The sequence below is a fragment of the Salmonella sp. SJTUF15570 genome (genome assembly GCF_043357055.1).
Lineage (GTDB): Bacteria > Pseudomonadota > Gammaproteobacteria > Enterobacterales > Enterobacteriaceae > Salmonella > Salmonella enterica.
Window position 1 is genome coordinate 1 of record NZ_JBEUKJ010000010.1, and the last position, 16,873, is coordinate 16,873.

The 16,873-nt window shown below is 60.1% G+C and carries 19 protein-coding genes; 1 reads left to right on the forward strand and 18 read right to left on the reverse strand.

Translation table 11 applies throughout. From position 1 onward, the window contains the following. From ABVN44_RS18365 to napF, 15 genes are all read right to left on the reverse strand, one after another. Entirely contained in the window at positions 1–1,044 is a 1,044-nt protein-coding gene (locus tag ABVN44_RS18365) for a cytochrome c-type biogenesis protein CcmH (RefSeq protein ID WP_052895192.1), read from the reverse strand. Beyond that, positions 1,041–1,598, reverse strand: coding sequence for a thiol:disulfide interchange protein DsbE (gene dsbE / locus ABVN44_RS18370; protein WP_000828304.1), 558 nt, complete (start codon positions 1,596–1,598; stop codon positions 1,041–1,043). The genes ABVN44_RS18365 and dsbE overlap by 4 nt, the downstream gene beginning before the upstream one ends. Further along, a complete protein-coding gene (locus ABVN44_RS18375) occupies positions 1,595–3,526 on the reverse strand; it encodes a heme lyase CcmF/NrfE family subunit (protein ID WP_001522061.1) in 1,932 nt (643 codons plus the stop codon). The genes dsbE and ABVN44_RS18375 overlap by 4 nt, the downstream gene beginning before the upstream one ends. Further along, positions 3,523–4,002, reverse strand: coding sequence for a cytochrome c maturation protein CcmE (ccmE, locus tag ABVN44_RS18380; RefSeq protein WP_001053607.1), 480 nt, complete (start codon positions 4,000–4,002; stop codon positions 3,523–3,525). The genes ABVN44_RS18375 and ccmE overlap by 4 nt, the downstream gene beginning before the upstream one ends. Further along, positions 3,999–4,211 carry a heme exporter protein CcmD gene (ccmD, locus tag ABVN44_RS18385; RefSeq protein ID WP_000074113.1) on the reverse strand — a complete coding sequence of 71 codons (213 nt, stop codon included), beginning with the start codon at positions 4,209–4,211 and terminating at the stop codon, positions 3,999–4,001. Before ccmD ends, ccmE begins: the two co-directional genes overlap by 4 nt. Next, a complete protein-coding gene (locus ABVN44_RS18390; RefSeq protein ID WP_000265997.1) occupies positions 4,208–4,945 on the reverse strand; it encodes a heme ABC transporter permease in 738 nt (245 codons plus the stop codon). The genes ccmD and ABVN44_RS18390 overlap by 4 nt, the downstream gene beginning before the upstream one ends. A 51-nt stretch (positions 4,946–4,996) precedes the next feature. Beyond that, positions 4,997–5,656, reverse strand: a complete 660-nt coding sequence (gene ccmB, locus ABVN44_RS18395) for a heme exporter protein CcmB (protein ID WP_000990033.1) — start codon at positions 5,654–5,656, stop codon at positions 4,997–4,999. After that, the gene (gene ccmA, locus ABVN44_RS18400; protein ID WP_000888530.1) at positions 5,653–6,270 is read right to left on the reverse strand and encodes a cytochrome c biogenesis heme-transporting ATPase CcmA; all 618 of its coding nucleotides are present in this window, start codon (positions 6,268–6,270) and stop codon (positions 5,653–5,655) included. Before ccmA ends, ccmB begins: the two co-directional genes overlap by 4 nt. 20 nt (positions 6,271–6,290) lie before the next feature. Beyond that, a complete protein-coding gene (napC, locus tag ABVN44_RS18405; RefSeq protein ID WP_000431778.1) occupies positions 6,291–6,893 on the reverse strand; it encodes a cytochrome c-type protein NapC in 603 nt (200 codons plus the stop codon). A 9-nt stretch (positions 6,894–6,902) separates the two neighbouring features. Further along, complete coding sequence (napB, locus tag ABVN44_RS18410) at positions 6,903–7,352, reverse strand: nitrate reductase cytochrome c-type subunit (RefSeq protein WP_000835182.1); 450 nt, start codon at positions 7,350–7,352, stop codon at positions 6,903–6,905. A 115-nt stretch (positions 7,353–7,467) separates the two neighbouring features. Beyond that, complete coding sequence (napH, locus tag ABVN44_RS18415) at positions 7,468–8,337, reverse strand: quinol dehydrogenase ferredoxin subunit NapH (RefSeq protein ID WP_000013528.1); 870 nt, start codon at positions 8,335–8,337, stop codon at positions 7,468–7,470. Continuing rightward, positions 8,324–9,019, reverse strand: coding sequence for a ferredoxin-type protein NapG (gene napG, locus ABVN44_RS18420; RefSeq protein WP_000091679.1), 696 nt, complete (start codon positions 9,017–9,019; stop codon positions 8,324–8,326). The genes napH and napG overlap by 14 nt, the downstream gene beginning before the upstream one ends. A 6-nt stretch (positions 9,020–9,025) precedes the next feature. Continuing rightward, positions 9,026–11,512, reverse strand: a complete 2,487-nt coding sequence (gene napA, locus ABVN44_RS18425) for a nitrate reductase catalytic subunit NapA (protein ID WP_000778097.1) — start codon at positions 11,510–11,512, stop codon at positions 9,026–9,028. After that, a complete protein-coding gene (gene napD, locus ABVN44_RS18430; RefSeq protein ID WP_001260058.1) occupies positions 11,509–11,772 on the reverse strand; it encodes a chaperone NapD in 264 nt (87 codons plus the stop codon). Before napD ends, napA begins: the two co-directional genes overlap by 4 nt. Continuing rightward, positions 11,762–12,253, reverse strand: a complete 492-nt coding sequence (gene napF, locus ABVN44_RS18435) for a ferredoxin-type protein NapF (RefSeq protein WP_000228069.1) — start codon at positions 12,251–12,253, stop codon at positions 11,762–11,764. Before napF ends, napD begins: the two co-directional genes overlap by 11 nt. Positions 12,254–12,666: 413 nt before the next feature. Here napF and eco point away from each other — a divergent pair, with 413 nt between their 5' ends. After that, positions 12,667–13,161: a serine protease inhibitor ecotin gene (gene eco, locus ABVN44_RS18440; RefSeq protein WP_023232548.1), complete on the forward strand. Its 495-nt coding sequence runs from the start codon at positions 12,667–12,669 to the stop codon at positions 13,159–13,161. Positions 13,162–13,369: 208 nt separating this feature from the next. Here the strand turns inward: eco and ABVN44_RS18445 are convergent, their stop codons facing one another. The 3 genes from ABVN44_RS18445 to ada form a co-directional block, all read right to left on the reverse strand. Beyond that, complete coding sequence (locus tag ABVN44_RS18445; protein ID WP_000421589.1) at positions 13,370–15,013, reverse strand: multidrug ABC transporter permease/ATP-binding protein; 1,644 nt, start codon at positions 15,011–15,013, stop codon at positions 13,370–13,372. A gap of 75 nt (positions 15,014–15,088) precedes the next feature. After that, entirely contained in the window at positions 15,089–15,739 is a 651-nt protein-coding gene (alkB, locus tag ABVN44_RS18450) for a DNA oxidative demethylase AlkB (RefSeq protein WP_023232547.1), read from the reverse strand. A 2-nt stretch (positions 15,740–15,741) separates the two neighbouring features. After that, a complete protein-coding gene (ada, locus tag ABVN44_RS18455; protein ID WP_048348906.1) occupies positions 15,742–16,803 on the reverse strand; it encodes a bifunctional DNA-binding transcriptional regulator/O6-methylguanine-DNA methyltransferase Ada in 1,062 nt (353 codons plus the stop codon). Between the last annotated feature and the right edge of the window lie 70 nt (positions 16,804–16,873).

Sequence of the window (16,873 nt, forward strand, 5' to 3'; positions counted from 1 at the left end):
TTATTTCTCCTGCGCCAGCCGGATACTGCGCTCTATCACCGCCCGCCGGGCGTCACCCGCCGGCAGCAGTTTCAGCATCATCTCCCAGGCCGCCACCGCCTCGCCAAAGCGCTGCTGCTCAAAGGCGTTAAACGCATACAGGCTTAACACCCGGATATCCGTGTGGTCGCGGCTCACCAGCCGGCGCAGCAGCTCCCCGCCGCGGCGGTTATCCTCCGGGTCGGACGAGCGCGTCAGCGCCTCCGCGTAGCCCAGCGCCGCATCGCTGTTTTTCGGGTCCAGGCGGTAGGCGTTCGCATACGCCCCGGTGGCGGTACCGGCATTACCCAGTACCATACCGGTGCGCCCCAGCATGAGCCAGCCCTCAACATTGCCGGCATCATTCTGCAGGCGGGTGCGCAGCCCCAGCGCCAGCCGCGCCATCTCCTCTTCATTCAGCGGCTGCGCCTGCGGGTCCAGCGCCCGCGCCAGCAGCCCGGGCGTCTGCGCCGTCGCCTGCTGCCAGACCCTGACCTGCTGATAGCTGCCGGTCAGGGCGTAGCTGCCGGCGCCGACCGCCAGCGCAATGACGGCCCCCGGCACGTAAACGCCCCACCCGGCGCGCGCGCCGCAAACCGGGGTGTCTGCCGGCAGCGGCTCCCGGCGCAGGCGCACCCGCCGGCGCGTGCGGGCGACGATTATCCACCCGCCCGCCACGATGGCGGCCAGCGGCAGCACCCACAGCAGCACCGTCAGCGGGGTCAGCGGCGGGTCGTAGGTGACAAAGTTGCCGTAGCGCGCCACCATGTAATCGATGATTTCCTGGCGGCTCTTCCCCTCCTGCATCAGGTCATACACCCTGCGGCGCATGTCAGTGGCTATCATCGCGTTCGAGTCCGCAATGCTGTTGTTCTGGCATTTCGGGCAGCGCAGCTGCTCCGTGAGCTGGCGGAACTGCTGCTCCTGCGCTTCATCTTTAAACGGCATCACGTCGGTGGTTGCCCGCGCTGACCCGGAGATAACCAGCACCAGCATCAGCATCACCATGCCCGGTAACAGTCTCATTGCGCCGCCTCCCGGCTGTATCTGTCCCACAGTGGTTTCAGTTCACTCTCCCATACCCGGGCATTCAAATCGCCCGCATGGCGGTAGCGGATAATCCCGTTGCCGTCGATGAGGAAGGTTTCCGGCGCGCCGTACACGCCCAGGTCCAGCCCCAGCATCCCGTCGCTGTCCGATAAACTCAGCGCATACGGGTTGCCCAGTTCCTTTAACCAGGCCACCGCCTTCGCCCGGTCGTCCTTATAGTTCAGCCCGACCACCCGGATACCCTGCGCAGAAAGCTGGTTCAGGTACTGATGCTCGGCGCGGCAGGTCGGGCACCAGGTGGCCCAGACGTTAAGCAGCACCGGTTTCCCCTGCGTCAGCACCTCCGCCTCATAGTACTGACCCGGCGTCTCCAGCGATTCCAGGCGGAACGCCGGCACCGGCTTCCCGGTCAGCGCCGATTCGAGATTCGTCGGGTCATCCCCCTGCGCGTTGCGCGTCAGCTGCCACAGCAGCGCCGCGGCAATCAGCAGAAAAATCAGCAGCGGTAATAACAGTACGTTGCGTTTCATCCGGCCTCCGGCAATGGTTTACGGCGGCGGTAGCGCGGGTCCGCCAGGCACAGCAGCCCGCCCAGCGCCATCAGCAGTCCCCCGGCCCATATCCAGCGGACAAACGGTTTGTAGTACAGGCGCACGGCCCACGCGCCGTTGTCCAGCTCCTCCCCGAGCGCGGCGTACAGGTCGCGGGTCAGCCCGCCGTCAATCGCCGCCTCGGTCATCACCATCCGGCTGGTGTTGTAGAGCCGTTTCTCCGCGTGCAGCACCGCCTCCGGCTCGCCGTGGCGCGTCACCCCGATGAGGGCCACCCCGCCGCGGTAGTTGGGGCCGGTGATGTCCCGCACCTCCCGGAAGGTGAAGCGGTAGTCGTGAATGGTCACGCTGTCGCCCGCCCGCATCCGCACGTCACGCTCCACGCTGTAATTCTGGCTGAAGGCGATGCCGGTAATCGTCACCGCCAGCCCGAGGTGCGCCGCCACCATTCCCCAGTAGCTGAGAGAGGTTTTCGTGCCGCGGGACACGCGCTGTACGGCTTCGGCCACCGCCAGCACCGCAATCCAGCAGGCCATCGCCATCCCCACCGCCGTCATGGCGATGATTTTATCTTCCAGCAGCCATGGCAAAAGTACCGACAGCACCAGGGTGGAGACCAGGGCGGTGAGCAGCAGCGTCCTGATGTTACGCGGCCGGTCCCGGCCCCAGCGCACTAAAGGCCCCACCCCCAGCAGCAGGGCAAAGGGGACCATCAGCCAGGTGAACATGGTGTTAAAGAACGGCTCCCCCACCGAAATGCTGCCCAGCCCCAGCTGTTTGTGCACCAGCGGCAGCAGGGTACCCAGCAGCACCACCAGCATGGCGGCCATCAGCAGGACGTTGTTGCCGAGCAGCAGCGACTCGCGCGACCACAGCGTGTTGTTCACCCGCGAACGCACCCTGTGCCCGCGCACGGCGAACAGCAGCAGCGAGCCGCCGGTGACCAGCACCATAAAGGCGAGGATAAACATTCCGCGCGCCGGGTCGGAGGCGAAGGCGTGCACCGACACCAGCACCCCGGAGCGCACCAGGAAGGTGCCCAGCAGGCACAGCGAGAAGGCGCAGATGGACAGCAGCAGCGTCCACGCCTTAAAGCCGGCGCGCTGTTCCGTGACCGCCAGCGAGTGCAGCAGGGCGGTGCCCGCCAGCCACGGCATAAAGGAGGCGTTCTCCACCGGGTCCCAGAACCACCAGCCGCCCCAGCCCAGCTCGTAGTAGGCCCACGCCGAGCCGAGCACGATGCCCAGCGTCAGGAACACCCACGCCGCCAGCGTCCACGGGCGGGCAAAACGGGTGAACGCGCTGTCCAGACGCCCGCTCAGCAGCGCGGCGATGGCGAAGGCGAAGGCCACCGAGAAGCCGACATAGCCCATGTACAGCAGCGGCGGGTGGAAAATCAGCCCCGGGTCCTGCAGCAGCGGGTTCAGGTCGCGCCCCTCCACCGGAAAGGCCGGCAGCGTGCGGGCGAACGGGCCGGAGGTGAACAGGATGAACGCCAGAAAACCGGCGCAGACCATCCCCATCACCGCCAGCACCCGGGCGACGATATCCGCCGGCACCTGCCGGCTGAACACCGCCACCGCCAGGGTCCAGCCGCTCATCAGCAGCACCCACAGCAGCAGCGAGCCCTCGTGCGCCCCCCAGGTGGCGGCCACCCGGTACCACACCGGCAGCTGCGTGTTCGAGTTGCCGGCGACATAGGCCACGGTGAAGTCGTTAACCACAAAGGCGTGCACCAGCACGAAAAACGCGCCCGCCACGCAGATAAACAGCAGCCAGGCGAACACCCCGGCCGACGCCATCATCCGCGCGTCGCCGCGCGCCACGCCCCACAGCGGGTAAACGGACAGCAGCAGCGCCACGCCGAGCGCCAGGCACAGCAGTGCGTGGCCGTATTCAGGCATCATGATGAGGTGTCCTTATCAGCGCGTTGCGGGCGGCGGTGGTTTTCCTGCATCGCCTTTTCCACTTCCGGCGGGGTGTAGTTCTCGTCATGCTTGGCCAGCACCTCGTGCGCCAGGACGTGGTTGCCCTTCTCCAGGGTGCCCTGCACCACCACCCCCTGCCCCTCGCGGAACAGGTCCGGCAGTATCCCCTCATAGCTCACCGTCACCGACCCTTCGGCGTCGTAAAGGCTGAAGTTCACCTTCAGCGAGTCCGGGTCGCGCCTGACGCTGCCGGGCATCACCATCCCGCCGACGCGCAGGCGCTGGCCCACCGCCGGCAGCTGCTGCGTCTCGCGCTTGCCGTAGAGGATTTCGCCGGGGGTATAGAACAGGTCGATATTCGCGCGCAGCGCGTACAGGACCAGGGCGGTGGTCAGCGCCAGGCCCGCCAGCACCGCGCAGACCACCCATAGCCGGTTTTTACGTCGCAGGTTCACGCCGCCTCCTGTTGCGCCTGTGCGGCACGCATCCGCGCCTCTCGCGCCCGCTGCTGCGCCACGCCGCGCAGAATGGCCCGGCGCTGCAGCACCGTGTGCAGCGCCAGCAGCACCAGCGGCGCCACGGTCATCGCCACCGCCAGCCAGACAAAAAAGGCGTACCCGCCCATGGCGAAAAAATCGCTCCACGATGAAAATGCCGGACTCACCGGTGCCCCCTTTTCAGTATCAGTTCGCTCACCCACGGGCGGCGTTTTTCCATCAGTAAAATCAGGTTGCGCATCCGCATCAGCGAAAGCGTCATAAAGAGCAGCAGGTAGCCGGCGATGGCCCAGCGCAGCGGCGAGCGCATCGCCGGGTCGATACTCTGCTGCATCCGCGTCGAGCCCTGGTGCAGGGTGTTCCACCACTCGACGGAATAGTGGATAACCGGCAGGTTCACCACGCCGACCAGCACCAGAATGCCCGCCGCGCGCCCGGCCATTTTACGGTCGTCAAAGGCGTGCCACAGGGCGATGACCCCGGCGTAGAGAAACAGCAGCACCAGCTCCGAGGTCAGACGCGCGTCCCACACCCACCAGGTGCCCCACATCGGTTTGCCCCACGCCGCGCCGGTGACCAGCGCGATGAAGGTGTACACCGCCCCCACCGGCGCCATCGCCGCGACGGCAAGGCTGGCCATTTTCATCTGCCAGACCAGCCCGGTAAACGCCGCCACCGCCATCGCCGCATAGATACCCATTGACCAGATGGCCGCCGGGACATGCAGGTACATAATGCGGTAGCCCTCCCCCTGCTGGTAGTCCGCCGGGGCGAAACCAAAGCCCCGGACCCAGCCGGTGGCCAGCGCGATGATGCCGGCTGCCGCCAGCCACGGCACGAGCCTGCCGCAAATCTGATACAGCCGGGGCGGCGCCGCCAGCTGATGAAGGGTTTTCCACATCGTTGTCACCTGACCTCCTGAAACCAGTAAAATGTCCGTCGCGCCGGGGCGCTACTGCACGCTGAGGCGCAGCGCCGCCGCAGTGGCGAAGGGGCTTAACGTCGCGCTGCCCGCCAGCAGCGCCCCCAGCACCGCCAGATAACCGTCAGCGGGTAAATGCATCGATGCCGCGTCCATCGCCGCGGCGGCGAAAATCAGCACCGGGACACTCAGCGGCAGCACCAGAATGCCCAGCAGGACGCCGCCGCGCCGCAGGCCGGCCGTCAGCCCGACGCCCGGCGCGGCGAGAAACCCCAGCGCCGGCGTGCCGAGCAGCAGCGTCAGCGCCATGATTTTCCAGCCGTACACGTCCATCCCCAGCAGCAGCGCCACCAGCGGGGAGAGCATAATCAGCGGCAGGCCGGTCACCGCCCAGTGGGCCAGCACCTTCGCCAGCACCACCGCCGGCAGCGGCACCGGCAGCAGCATCAGCTGCTCCAGGCTGCCGTCCTGCAGGTCGTCGCGAAACAGCCGCTCCAGCGCCAGCAGCGAGGCCAGCAGCGCCGCCACCTGGATGATGCCCGGCGCGATACGCGCCAGCAGCTGCGGCTGCGGCCCGACGCTTAACGGAAACAGGGTGATGACCATCAGGAAGAACCACAGCGGGCCGGCGATGTCCGCGCCGTGGCGGAACGCCACGCGCAGCTCGAGACAGAAGACACGCCACATCACAGCCCCGCCTCCCCGCCGGTCAGCGCCAGACGGCGGACGGTGTCCGCGGCCCCCGGCAGCGGCTGGTGGGTGGTGAGAATGACCATCCCGCCCTGCGCCGTGTGCGCCGCCATCCGCCGGGTGAGGCGCGCCACGCCGTTAACATCAATGGCGGTGAACGGTTCGTCGAGCACCCACAGCGCGGCGCGGGTCAGCCACAGGCGGGCCAGCGCCACCCGGCGCTGCTGCCCGGCCGAGAGCCGGGCGACCGGCACGTCCTCAAATCCCGCCAGCCCGGCCTGCGCCAGCGCCTCCGGGAGACGCGCGCCGTCGCCGGGGTGGAAGAAGTGCAGGTTCTCCCGCGCCGTCAGGCGGGTTTTAATCCCCGGCTGGTGCCCTATCCACAGCAGGCTGCGATGGAAGCTGTCGCGCACGCGGCGCAGGGGCTCGCCCTGCCAGTACACCTCGCCGCCGTCCGGGCGCGCCAGCCCGGTCAGCAGGCGCAGCAGGGTGGTTTTTCCGGCGCCGTTGCCGCCGGTGACCTGCACCCACTCCCCGGCGTCCACGGTGAACGACAGCCCGCGAAACAGCGTCCTCTCGTCCCGCTCGCAGTACAGATCTCTGGCTTCAAGCATTCCCACTCATCAACGTCCTGTCAGAAACCTGGTTTAACATCACGCATATCCGGCAGTTTATGCGCGATCCCTTTGTGGCAATCGATACAGGTCTGTCCATCTTTTACCGCCTGATCGTGCATTTTCGCCGCGACGCCTTTTTGCGCGGTCAGATCCATAAAGTCGAAATTGTGGCAGTTACGGCATTCCTGCGAGTTGTTGTCTTTCATGCGCCGCCACTCATTTTGTGCCATTGTCAGGCGATGAGCTTCAAATTTCTGCGGTGTATCTATCAGCCCAAATACCTTCGCGTACAGCTCTTTACTGGCTTTGATCTTACGGATCATCTTCGGCCCCCACTCATGCGGCACATGGCAGTCAGGACAGGTGGCACGAACGCCGCTACGGTTGTTGTAGTGGACGGTTTCCATATACTCCTCATACACCGTGTTGCGCATTTCATGGCAGCTAATACAAAACTCTTCGGTGTTAGCCTTTTCCATTCCGGTATTGAAGCCGCCCCAGAAGATGATGCCGCCGATAAAACCGATTAACAGCAGCGTCCCCAACGCCAGGCGGCTGGGGCTGCGCCACCATCGCCAGACGCGCTTTATCCAGCCAGGTTTACGGTTAGAATTTTCCATAATGACCTCTTATTTCCCGTAACCTTGCGAGGGGGTAAAGGTATTGTCGATAATCGGCGCGGTATCAGACTGCGGTACGTGGCACTGCAGGCAGAAATAACGACGCGGCGCGACGTTGCCCGACACTTTACCGTCGCTGTCCATAAAGTGCGTCGGACTGATACGCGGCGCGCCCGTCGTACGATAACTTTCCACGCCGTGGCATTGCAGACAGCGGTTGGTATTGGTCGTCACCTGGTAGCCCTCGACGCTGTGCGGGATCATCGGCGGCTGGTTGACGTAATTTAGCGGCATACGTTCCTGCTCTTTCGGCATACGAATCGCCCCTTCCTGCGTCCCGGATACTTCCGGCGACTGGCTCAGATCCACTCCGTTTGCCGCCCAAACCGCACCACTTACCACCAGGGCAAGCGTGGCCATCCATTGACACAGCGCTTTCATCAGGTCATGGCTTTTCATTGTTTCGCTCCCGAACTCCATCGCATTTACACTTCATCCTTCGAGCTGCCTCTTTGTTGGCTGCGCTCGAAAATCCCAGTCACATCGTTATCTATGCTCCCGGGGATTTCCTCGCTTACCGCCGCGATGCATCCCGAATGATGTTGTGTATCGTTATTGTAAAAACATCCTCAGAACAGACATCCACGCAGCGACCGCAGGTCATGCAGTCGCGGTGAGTGACCTGCGCCGGGCTTTGCTCATCCAGCACCGGCGCACGTAGCACATGCGGTTCCGGGCAAACATGAAAACAATCCATACAGCGATTACATTTCTCACGTTTTTTGGCCGTCACGGTCACTACGCCTTTACTGCCCAACACGCCATACAGCGCGCCCATCGGGCAAATATGCCCGCACCAACCGTGCTCAACGACTAATAAATCAAATAAAAACAAAGCAATAATTAGCAACGCGCCGCTACTAAATCCCATAATCAGACTACGACCTAACAGCGACACGGGATTAATCCATTCCCACAGCAGCGTGCCGGTCAACGCCGAACCGATTAACACCACCACCAGAAGGACGTACCGTATATGGCGTGGAATCGTCGCAGACTGGTTCAGGTCAAATTTCCTGCGCATCCAGTTAGCCAAATCGGTAACGGGGTTTAGCGGGCAAACCCAACTGCAAAATAATCGCTTTCCCGCCAGCGCATACAGCACAGCGATAATCACTGCTCCCGTCAGCGCCACGGTAGCGGGAAGATGTCCACTGGCGAGACTTTCCAGGGTAATCAGCGGATCGGTCAACGGGAGGGTATCGAACAGCAAACTACTGCTGTAGTTGCCATGCAAAACCCAAAAGCCCAGCCACGGGCCGCTGAGAAACATCCCCAGCACCATAAACTGGCTGATACGGCGTAACACCAGCCAGCGGTGGCTACGCCACCAGCCTTTTTTCGCCCGCGCTTCTCGCCCGGCGTCGCGTTTACGATTTGCCATCTTTCCCCTCCAGCCAGCCGAAGCGGTAATGGTGTCCTAACTCCCCTTTCGCCAATGACAACGGCAACACTTTTATCGCTGGTTGCTCCAGTACGCAGACTTTTTCGCATTTGCCGCAGCCGGTACAGGCGTCGCTGTGTACGGTGGGCAGAAAGCGCGCATGTTTGCCGGTGCGCATGTTGCGATCCAGCTCCAGCGTGATGGCCTCATCGATTTTCGGGCATTCGCGGTAACAAACGTCGCAGCGCAGCCCCTGAAAGTTGAGGCAGTTTTCCTGATCCAGCAGCACCGCCAGCCCCATGCGCGAGTCATCAATGGAGGCGATATCTTTATTCAGCGCCCCACTGGGGCAGACTTTGGCGCACGGAATGTCTTCACACATTTCGCAGGGGATGTCGCGAGCGACGAAATAGGGCGTGCCTGCCGATAGCCCGGAGGCCAGCGTCGCCAGTTTTAGCGTGTCGTATGGACACGCCTGAACGCACTGCCCGCAGCGCACACAGGCGCTGGCGAAGACATTTTCATTCAGCGCGCCAGGCGGACGCAGCCGCACGCCCGTTGCGCGCGCGGTTTGCTGTTGCAAGCCCAGCGCCACGCCAACCGCCGCCAGCCCGCCCGCAGTGCGCACAACATCACGCAGAAAGCGGCGGCGGCCATTTTGGGGTTTCGCTGTACGGGACATAACGCGTTACACCTTCGCCAGCTTAACGGCGCACTTCTTGAAGTCCGTCTCTTTAGAGAGCGGGTCCGTCGCATCCAGCGTCAGGTTGTTCACTAGCTGAGCGGCATCGAAGAACGGCATATACACCAGTCCCTGCGGCGGACGGTTACGTCCACGCGTTTCGACAATCGAAATCACTTCGCCGCGGCGGGATGACACTTTAACCTTATCCCCACGACGCAGATCGCGCGCTTTCGCATCCAGCGGGTGAATAAAGACCACCGCTTCCGGGAAGGCGCGATGCAATTCAGGCACGCGGCGCGTCATACTGCCGGTATGCCAGTGTTCCAGCACGCGACCGGTGGAAAGCCACAGATCGTACTCGTTGTCCGGCGACTCCGCCGCGGGTTCAAATGGCAGCGCGAAGATCACCGCTTTGCCATCCGGTTTACCGTAGAATTTGTACCCTTCCCCCGCTTTTACATACGGGTCGTTGCCTTCGCTGTAACGCCATTGCGTCTCTTTGCCTTCGACGACCGGCCAGCGCAGACCGCGCGCGTTGTGGTAATCGTCGAACGGCGCCAGATCGTGCCCGTGGCCACGTCCAAACCAGGCGTATTCTTCAAACAGCCCTTTTTGCAGATAGAAGCCCAGCTCACGAGACTCATCGTTTAACTGATCCTCTTTCAGCTCGCTCAGCGGGAATTTGCTGACCGCCGGCGTGGCGAACAGAACGTCATACAGCGTTTTACCGCGCAGCTCCGGCTTCTGGGCCAGCAACGCCTCCGGCCAGACCTCCTCGGTTTTAAAACGACGGGAGAACTGCACCAGTTGCCAGAGGTCGGATTTAGCTTCGCCCGGCGCTTTAATTTGCTGACGCCAGAACTGCGTGCGGCGTTCGGCGTTGCCGTAAGCGCCTTCTTTCTCAACCCACATGGCGGTCGGCAGGATCAGATCCGCAGACAGCGCGCTCACCGTCGGGTAAGGATCGGAGACAATGATAAAGTTACGCGGATCGCGCCAGCCCGGCATCCGATCTTCATTGATGTTCGGCCCGGCCTGCATATTGTTATTACACATTACCCAGTAGACGTTCAGCTTGCCGTCTTTCAACGCGCGATCCTGCGCCACCGCATGTAAACCCACTTTTGCCGGGATAGTGCCAGCGGGGATCTGCCAGTGTTTTTCGCAGATATCACGGTGTTTTTCGTTCGTCACGACCATGTCTGCGGGTAGACGGTGTGAGAAGGTTCCCACTTCACGCGCCGTACCGCAGGCGGAAGGCTGGCCGGTCAGCGAGAAAGGACCGCAGCCAGGCTGGGAGATTTTTCCGGTCAGCAGATGGAGGTTGTAAACCAGGTTATTCGCCCACACGCCGCGGGTATGCTGGTTAAAACCCATCGTCCAGTAAGAGATCACGCGCTTATTCGGATCGGCGTAGAGCTGCGCCAACTGTTCCAGCTGATCTTTCGGCACGCCGGTCATTTCAGCGGTCTTGTCCAGCGTATATTCCGCCACGAAGGCTTTATACTCGTCGAAGCTCATCGGTTCGGAAGCGTCGGAGCCCGGATTCTTCGCCGCTTTTTCCAGCGGGTGCGTCGGGCGTAAGCCGTAGCCGATATCCGTCGCCCCTTTACGCAGATTCACATGCTTTGTGAAGAAATCCTGATTTACCGCGTTGTTCTGAATAATGTAATTCGCGATATAGTTAAGGATCACCAGATCGCTTTGCGGGGTAAAGACAATACCGTTGTCCGCCAGCTCAAAGCTACGGTGCTGGAAGGTGGAGAGGACAGCGACCTTCACATTCGGGTCGGACAAACGACGGTTAGTGATGCGCGACCATAAAATCGGGTGCATCTCCGCCATGTTGGACCCCCACAGCACAAACGCATCGGCCTGCTCGATATCGTCGTAGCAGCCCATCGGTTCATCCATGCCAAAGGTGCGCATAAAGCCCACCACCGCCGAGGCCATGCAGTGACGCGCGTTCGGGTCGATGTTGTTAGAGCGGAAACCAGCCTTGAACAGTTTTGCGGCGGCATAGCCTTCCCAGATGGTCCATTGACCCGACCCAAACATGCCGATCGCTTCTGGTCCTTTCTCTTTCAGGGAGGTTTTAAACTTCTCCTCCATCACATCGAAGGCCTGTTCCCAGCTCACCGGCGTAAACTCGCCGTCTTTGTGATAGCTGCCGTCTTTCATGCGCAGCATCGGCTGCGTCAGACGATCTTTGCCGTACATGATTTTGGGCAGGAAGTAGCCTTTAATGCAGTTCAGACCACGGTTGACCGGCGCGTCGGGGTCGCCCTGGCAGGCGACCACACGGCCCTGCTGCGTTCCCACCAACACACCGCAACCCGTTCCGCAAAAACGGCACGGCGCTTTATCCCATTTGATGGCTTCCTGCTGCCCGACAACGGCGCGGGCGACGCCCGGCACGCTCAGACCGGCAGCCGCCGCAGCGGCCGCAACGGCGTTAGCTTTCATAAAGCTACGACGACTGAGTTTCATGGTGTTTCCTCACCTTGCTCATCCTGCTGGTGATAAACCAGCGACACCGCCAGCACGCCCTCAACATTGCGTACTGACTCAATTGTTTGCATCAGCGTTTCACTCTGATCTGCTTCCGCCACCACGATCAGTTGCCCGCTTTCAACGTCGCTTAACGCGACTTCGCAACCCGGCAACGTGTTCAACTGTGTGCCAATGGCGGCGATGTTCTGACTTTTGGCCTGCACGACCAGGCTACAGACCTGCCAGTTAGTGCGCATGGTGGTTCTCCGCTTTGATGGCTGACACGGGACAGATAGCCACACACGCCCCGCATCCGTTACAGGCCTGCGAGTCAAGCTGCGGCTGGTAAATGCCGGATAGCGTGGGACGAAAGGTAATGGCCATAGGTTCACAACTGTCCTGGCAGCGATGGCATTCAACCGATTGCCTGGCGAGGCAGTTTTCCGTGAGCGTAAAAATCAGATCCCAGGCCCTGGTGTGGCGCGGAAGAAAAAGCGATTCAGTACAGGCCTGCGCACAGGCATAACAAAAGCTGCACTCGCCCCGTTTGAAATCTACGCTCGGATATCCCCCCGCCCCTCGCTGCAGGATGTCGGCCTCACACGCCTGGATGCAGGCGTCGCAACGCAGACAATGTGCGAGAAAATAGGTTGTTTCTCTGGCCCACGGCGGAAGAATCCCATTGCTGGCGTTGCGCCAACTGCCGGTCAACATGCTTCGACGGGATAAATCAACCATGATATCGCCCTTCCATAACGACACGCTTCCATAGGGAGTGAATACCAATAAAAACCGTACAATTTATGAGTAGTTGTTTTTGTAAATAAGATATTTCAGGATGTGTAAGAGATGCATACCCCGATAGAGGTAAATGCTGTTGCCGGATCAAAAGAGTGCCAGGTAAAGACCCGTAAACGTGCTTTTTCTCACATTTCAATGAGTTATATAGATGCTTATATAACGAAAATCACTAATAGTTGATAATTTCATTTACATTATCAATATCGGAATATTCCACTATATAAAAAGACGCTATTTTATTAATAATCTTGAAAATATGAGTAAATACAGATTAATAGATAATATGAATGTGTTAATCTGTTGCCCGTGCATACCGAAAACAGCAGAAAGGAAATACTGTGAACAATCAAATGAAGATGTTTGTCCCTGCCGTCGTCTTCGCCGCCCTCGCCAGCGCCTCTGCCTGGGCTAACAATAGCGATACCGCCCAGCCGCTGGAAAAAATCGCCCCCTATCCGCAGGCGGAAAAAGGAATGAAGCGGCAAGTGATAACCCTTACCCCTCAGCAGGATGAATCTACCCTCAAAGTGGAACTGTTGATTGGTCAAACGCTGAATGTGGATTGTAACCAGCATCGCCTCGGCGGCACGCTGGAAACAAAAACGCTGGAAGGCTGGGGCTATGACTATTATGTCTTTGATAACGTCACCTCTCCGGTATCAACCATGATGGCCTGCCCTGACGGTAAGAAAGAGCAAAAATTCGTCACCGCCTGGCTGGGTGAAGACGGGATGCTGCGCTACAACAGCAAGCTGCCGATCGTGGTGTATACCCCGGCGAATGTGGACGTGAAATACCGCATCTGGAAAGCGGACGCTAACGTACAGAACGCCGTCACGCGATAATGTTACGCTGCCCGGTCACACTTACCGGGCATCTGAACATGTCGACTCACGCAGCGCTCCGGGGTTCTTTTTAAAACACGTCTGGAAACCCGCTCGCCCGCCGCAAGAAATAACCCGATGCCTGGTGGCGACGCGTGGCATCTTATCAGGCCTACCCGCGTGCGGACGTAGGGCTGCTATCAGGTGGTTCATCCGGCGCCATAGTCCATTACGCAGTACGCGCAACCGCATCACGCGAGGCGGCGTCACGTTCGTCGCCGGTGAGTTCGGTTAGCTGTCCGTTACGCATTTCAAGCAGACGATCGGCGTGAATAAAATAGTGATCATCATGGCTGATGGCGAAAATGGTTTTGCCCATTTCCTGCATTAACGGCAACAGCACCTGATAAAACTCCCGGCGGAAATGCGGGTCCTGATCGGCGGCCCACTCATCCAGCAAAATAATATCGCGCTCTTCCGCCAGCGCCAGCAGCAGCGCAATGCGCTTTTTTTGCCCTTTCGACAGTTTAAGATTCAAAATGCGCCCATCGTTTAGCTCCAGCTTGTGCGTCATTTTCAGGTGCTCAAGCCACTTTTCGACCAGAGCGGGATTGGCGGGTTTCCCCTGCGGCCCCAGCAGGCGGTCGAATAACCACACATCGGTGAACACCGCAGAAAACAGTTTGCGATAATCTTCCGGCTGCCCGGCGGCAATAGGTTGACCATCAAGTAAAATCGTTCCCGATTGCGGCTGGTATAATCCGGTCAATAACATGGCCAGCGTCGATTTCCCGCTACCGTTGCCGCCAATTAAAAACAGCAGTTCGCCGCGGTGAATCGTCAGGTTGATGGGCCCCACGGAAAACGCGTTATCCTGATAGTGGAAAACCACGTTGCGCAGCTCCAGCGTCTTCCAGTCGGGAAAGGCTTTCGGCTGCGGAAAATCAGGCTTATACGGGGCGAGCGCGAATTTATTCAGTTTATTAAACGCCACCTGGGCGGTCAGTAGCGTTGGCAACGCCCCCACCGCAGACAGCAGCGGCGTGCGCAGGAACAGCAACGTCAGTGAATAAGTCGCCGCGACGTTAGTATCCGCCCAGCCGAGACTATTCGCCATCCAGAAGACCAGGCCTATCGCTCCCAGCATCATGATATTCGACCAGTTGACGGCGCTCAGATGAAAAGTATCGGCACGGATAATGTGATGACGGTACTCTTTGGCGTCCGGGGTATAGCATTGCTGAAAAATCTGCTCCGCACGCTCGCGGTTTAGCGTCAGCTCTTTGCGTCCTTCCAGCACCGTCTGATAGTCGTTGTACAGCTTATCTTCGGTCTCGCGCAGGGTCGCCATATGCTGGTAAACCCGCGCCACCAGCACGAATCCGCCCCAGATAGTGACCGCCATCCAGATAGCCGTAACCAGCAGCATTTTTGTCGATAGCATCGCCAGATACGCCGCCGAGCCGACGGTGAGGATAATGCCCTGCACCAGCTCAGGCAGACGCACAAAGGCGATAGTAATATTGCGAATATCGCTGGTCAGACCGGCCAGTAAAGAGGCGCTGCCCAGTTGCTCAATGCGTTCAACGTGCGTATCCAGAATGCGCTTGATAAATTCGCTGCGCAGGCGGTAAACGAAATGGTGTCCCAGAGTGGTGAGCGCCAGTTGGGAACCTAATGTGACGACCATTAGCAACAGGAGCAGACCGAGAAATTCCGGCAGCACCATGACGGTGGTGTCCACCGTTTCAATCAGGCGCTGATTGATAAACGCGATCAGGCCAATCCCCAGCGCCGCGCTGGCGAGGCTCAGCGCCATCACGCTAATAAATGGCCAGCGGTACTGCCGCCAGACAAGAATAAGAAGTTCCATGCATACAACCCGGACCGATAATAACAGCCCGCAGTTTAACTAACTCCACCTGCACAGCAATAATAATTCTTATTTTTATTCTTTTTCAGCCGCCTGACGGAAGGTGAGATTGTAACGAAATTCACCGGTCATGGGATGAAAGCCCGCTTTAAGCGGCTGGATACCATGATAAAACAGCCGGGACTCGCCGCCCCAGACCACGATATCGCCATGCTCCAGTAAGATCCGCTGGAGCGGATCGCTGCGACGCAGGCCGCCAAACTGAAAAACCGCCGGCACCCCCAACGAAACTGAGACGATAGGCGCGCGCAGATCCGGCTCGTCTTTATCCTGATGCAGCGACAGTTTAGCGCCGGGCGCGTAGCGATTGATCAGGCAGGCGTCCGGTTGGAAGCTCGCATACCCTGCCGCGATTGCCGCCTGACGACATACGCTGGCAAACGATAACGGCAGCGCAGGCCAGGGTTTATCGGTCAACGGATCGCGCACGGCATAACAATAACCGTGACGATCGGTGGTCCACCCTAACGCGCCGCAGTTGGTCATCGCCACCGACATGGTGTAGCCGCCCGGCGTCACCATCTGACGAAACGGAGACTGACTGGCGACAAAACCGATATCGTCTAATAGCGACTGCGCCGCGCGAAACGCAAAGCAGCGCAACACCACCGCGCCAGGCGCCAGGGGCTCTTGCCAGGGCGCTTCATCAGCAAATAGATCCAGCATTGCTACTCCTCTTTTTGCGCTTCTCGCTTTAATAGCTGCGCTTTTCGACGCACGCCCCAACGATAACCGGAGAGCGCGCCATCGCGACGCACGACCCGATGACACGGGATCACCATCGCCAGTTTATTCGCGCCGCACGCGCTGGCGACCGCGCGTACCGCCGTGGGTTTGCCGATAGTCGCGGCAAGCTGTTGATAGCTTACGGTTTCGCCGCAGGGAATTGCGCATAACGCCTGCCAGACCTGCTGTTGAAACGCGGTTCCCTGGATATCCAGCGGCAACGAGAGCAGCACATCGCGTGTGTTGATAGCCGCGACAACCTGCCGCACCCGTTGCTGAAAAAGCGCGTCAGCAGGTTCGTGGCGGGCCGTCGGGAAAAGGGTGTGTAATTCAGCCAGTAGCGCCTCGTCGCTATCACCGGGGAGAATCGCGCAAATCCCCCGCTCGCTCTCCGCCACCAGGCACCGTCCGTAAACCCAGTCCGTCAGCGCATAGCGAACGGAGACATTATCGCCGCCTTTGCGAAACTGTTTTGCCGTCATGCCCAGCGTCTGGTCGGCATGACGATAGTAGCTACTGCTATCCGGGAAGCCGGCGCGATAAATAGCCGCCGTGATCGGCTCTCCTTTCGCCAACGCCTCACGCAGCCGCCGGGCGCGCCACGCCTGCTGCCACCCTTTCGGCGTCATACCGGTGCTCGCTTTAAACAAACGGTGCAGATGAAACGGGCTCATCGCCACCGCCTGCGCCAGAGACGCCAGCGTTACCGGCGTCTCCTGCTCAAGTAAACGGCAGGCGCAGGCAATCTTATCCAACCGCCGTTGCTGCGCGCGCGCATTATCCGGCTGACAGCGCTTGCAGGGGCGAAAACCGGCGTCCAGCGCCTGCTGCGCGTTGGCAAAAAAGCGAACATTTTTACGTAATGCCCGCTTCGAGCGACAAGAAGGGCGGCAAAAAACGCCGGTAGTTCGCACCGCAAAAACGAAACGCCCATCCGCGCTGGCATCGCGCGCCTGCACCCGCAGCCAGCATTCATCATCGGTAAGTAACGCTTTTTTCATCATAGACTCCTTCATTAAGCATAGTGCTTGCTTACATGCAGTGTGTCCGTAAATCCGCCCACAAAAACCCGTA

Excerpts from the sequence above, each read along its gene's own strand:
- ABVN44_RS18365 (WP_052895192.1), bottom strand. The coding sequence starts at position 1,044 with ATGAGACTGTTACCGGGCATGGTGATGCTGATGCTGGTGCTGGTTATC.
- dsbE (WP_000828304.1), bottom strand. The coding sequence starts at position 1,598 with ATGAAACGCAACGTACTGTTATTACCGCTGCTGATTTTTCTGCTGATT.
- ABVN44_RS18375 (WP_001522061.1), bottom strand. The coding sequence starts at position 3,526 with ATGATGCCTGAATACGGCCACGCACTGCTGTGCCTGGCGCTCGGCGTG.
- ABVN44_RS18390 (WP_000265997.1), bottom strand. The coding sequence starts at position 4,945 with ATGTGGAAAACCCTTCATCAGCTGGCGGCGCCGCCCCGGCTGTATCAG.
- ccmA (WP_000888530.1), bottom strand. The coding sequence starts at position 6,270 with ATGCTTGAAGCCAGAGATCTGTACTGCGAGCGGGACGAGAGGACGCTG.
- napC (WP_000431778.1), bottom strand. The coding sequence starts at position 6,893 with ATGGAAAATTCTAACCGTAAACCTGGCTGGATAAAGCGCGTCTGGCGA.
- napB (WP_000835182.1), bottom strand. The coding sequence starts at position 7,352 with ATGAAAAGCCATGACCTGATGAAAGCGCTGTGTCAATGGATGGCCACG.
- napH (WP_000013528.1), bottom strand. The coding sequence starts at position 8,337 with ATGGCAAATCGTAAACGCGACGCCGGGCGAGAAGCGCGGGCGAAAAAA.
- napG (WP_000091679.1), bottom strand. The coding sequence starts at position 9,019 with ATGTCCCGTACAGCGAAACCCCAAAATGGCCGCCGCCGCTTTCTGCGT.
- napA (WP_000778097.1), bottom strand. The coding sequence starts at position 11,512 with ATGAAACTCAGTCGTCGTAGCTTTATGAAAGCTAACGCCGTTGCGGCC.
- napD (WP_001260058.1), bottom strand. The coding sequence starts at position 11,772 with ATGCGCACTAACTGGCAGGTCTGTAGCCTGGTCGTGCAGGCCAAAAGT.
- napF (WP_000228069.1), bottom strand. The coding sequence starts at position 12,253 with ATGGTTGATTTATCCCGTCGAAGCATGTTGACCGGCAGTTGGCGCAAC.
- eco (WP_023232548.1), top strand. The coding sequence starts at position 12,667 with ATGAAGATGTTTGTCCCTGCCGTCGTCTTCGCCGCCCTCGCCAGCGCC.
- ABVN44_RS18445 (WP_000421589.1), bottom strand. The coding sequence starts at position 15,013 with ATGGAACTTCTTATTCTTGTCTGGCGGCAGTACCGCTGGCCATTTATT.
- alkB (WP_023232547.1), bottom strand. The coding sequence starts at position 15,739 with ATGCTGGATCTATTTGCTGATGAAGCGCCCTGGCAAGAGCCCCTGGCG.
- ada (WP_048348906.1), bottom strand. The coding sequence starts at position 16,803 with ATGATGAAAAAAGCGTTACTTACCGATGATGAATGCTGGCTGCGGGTG.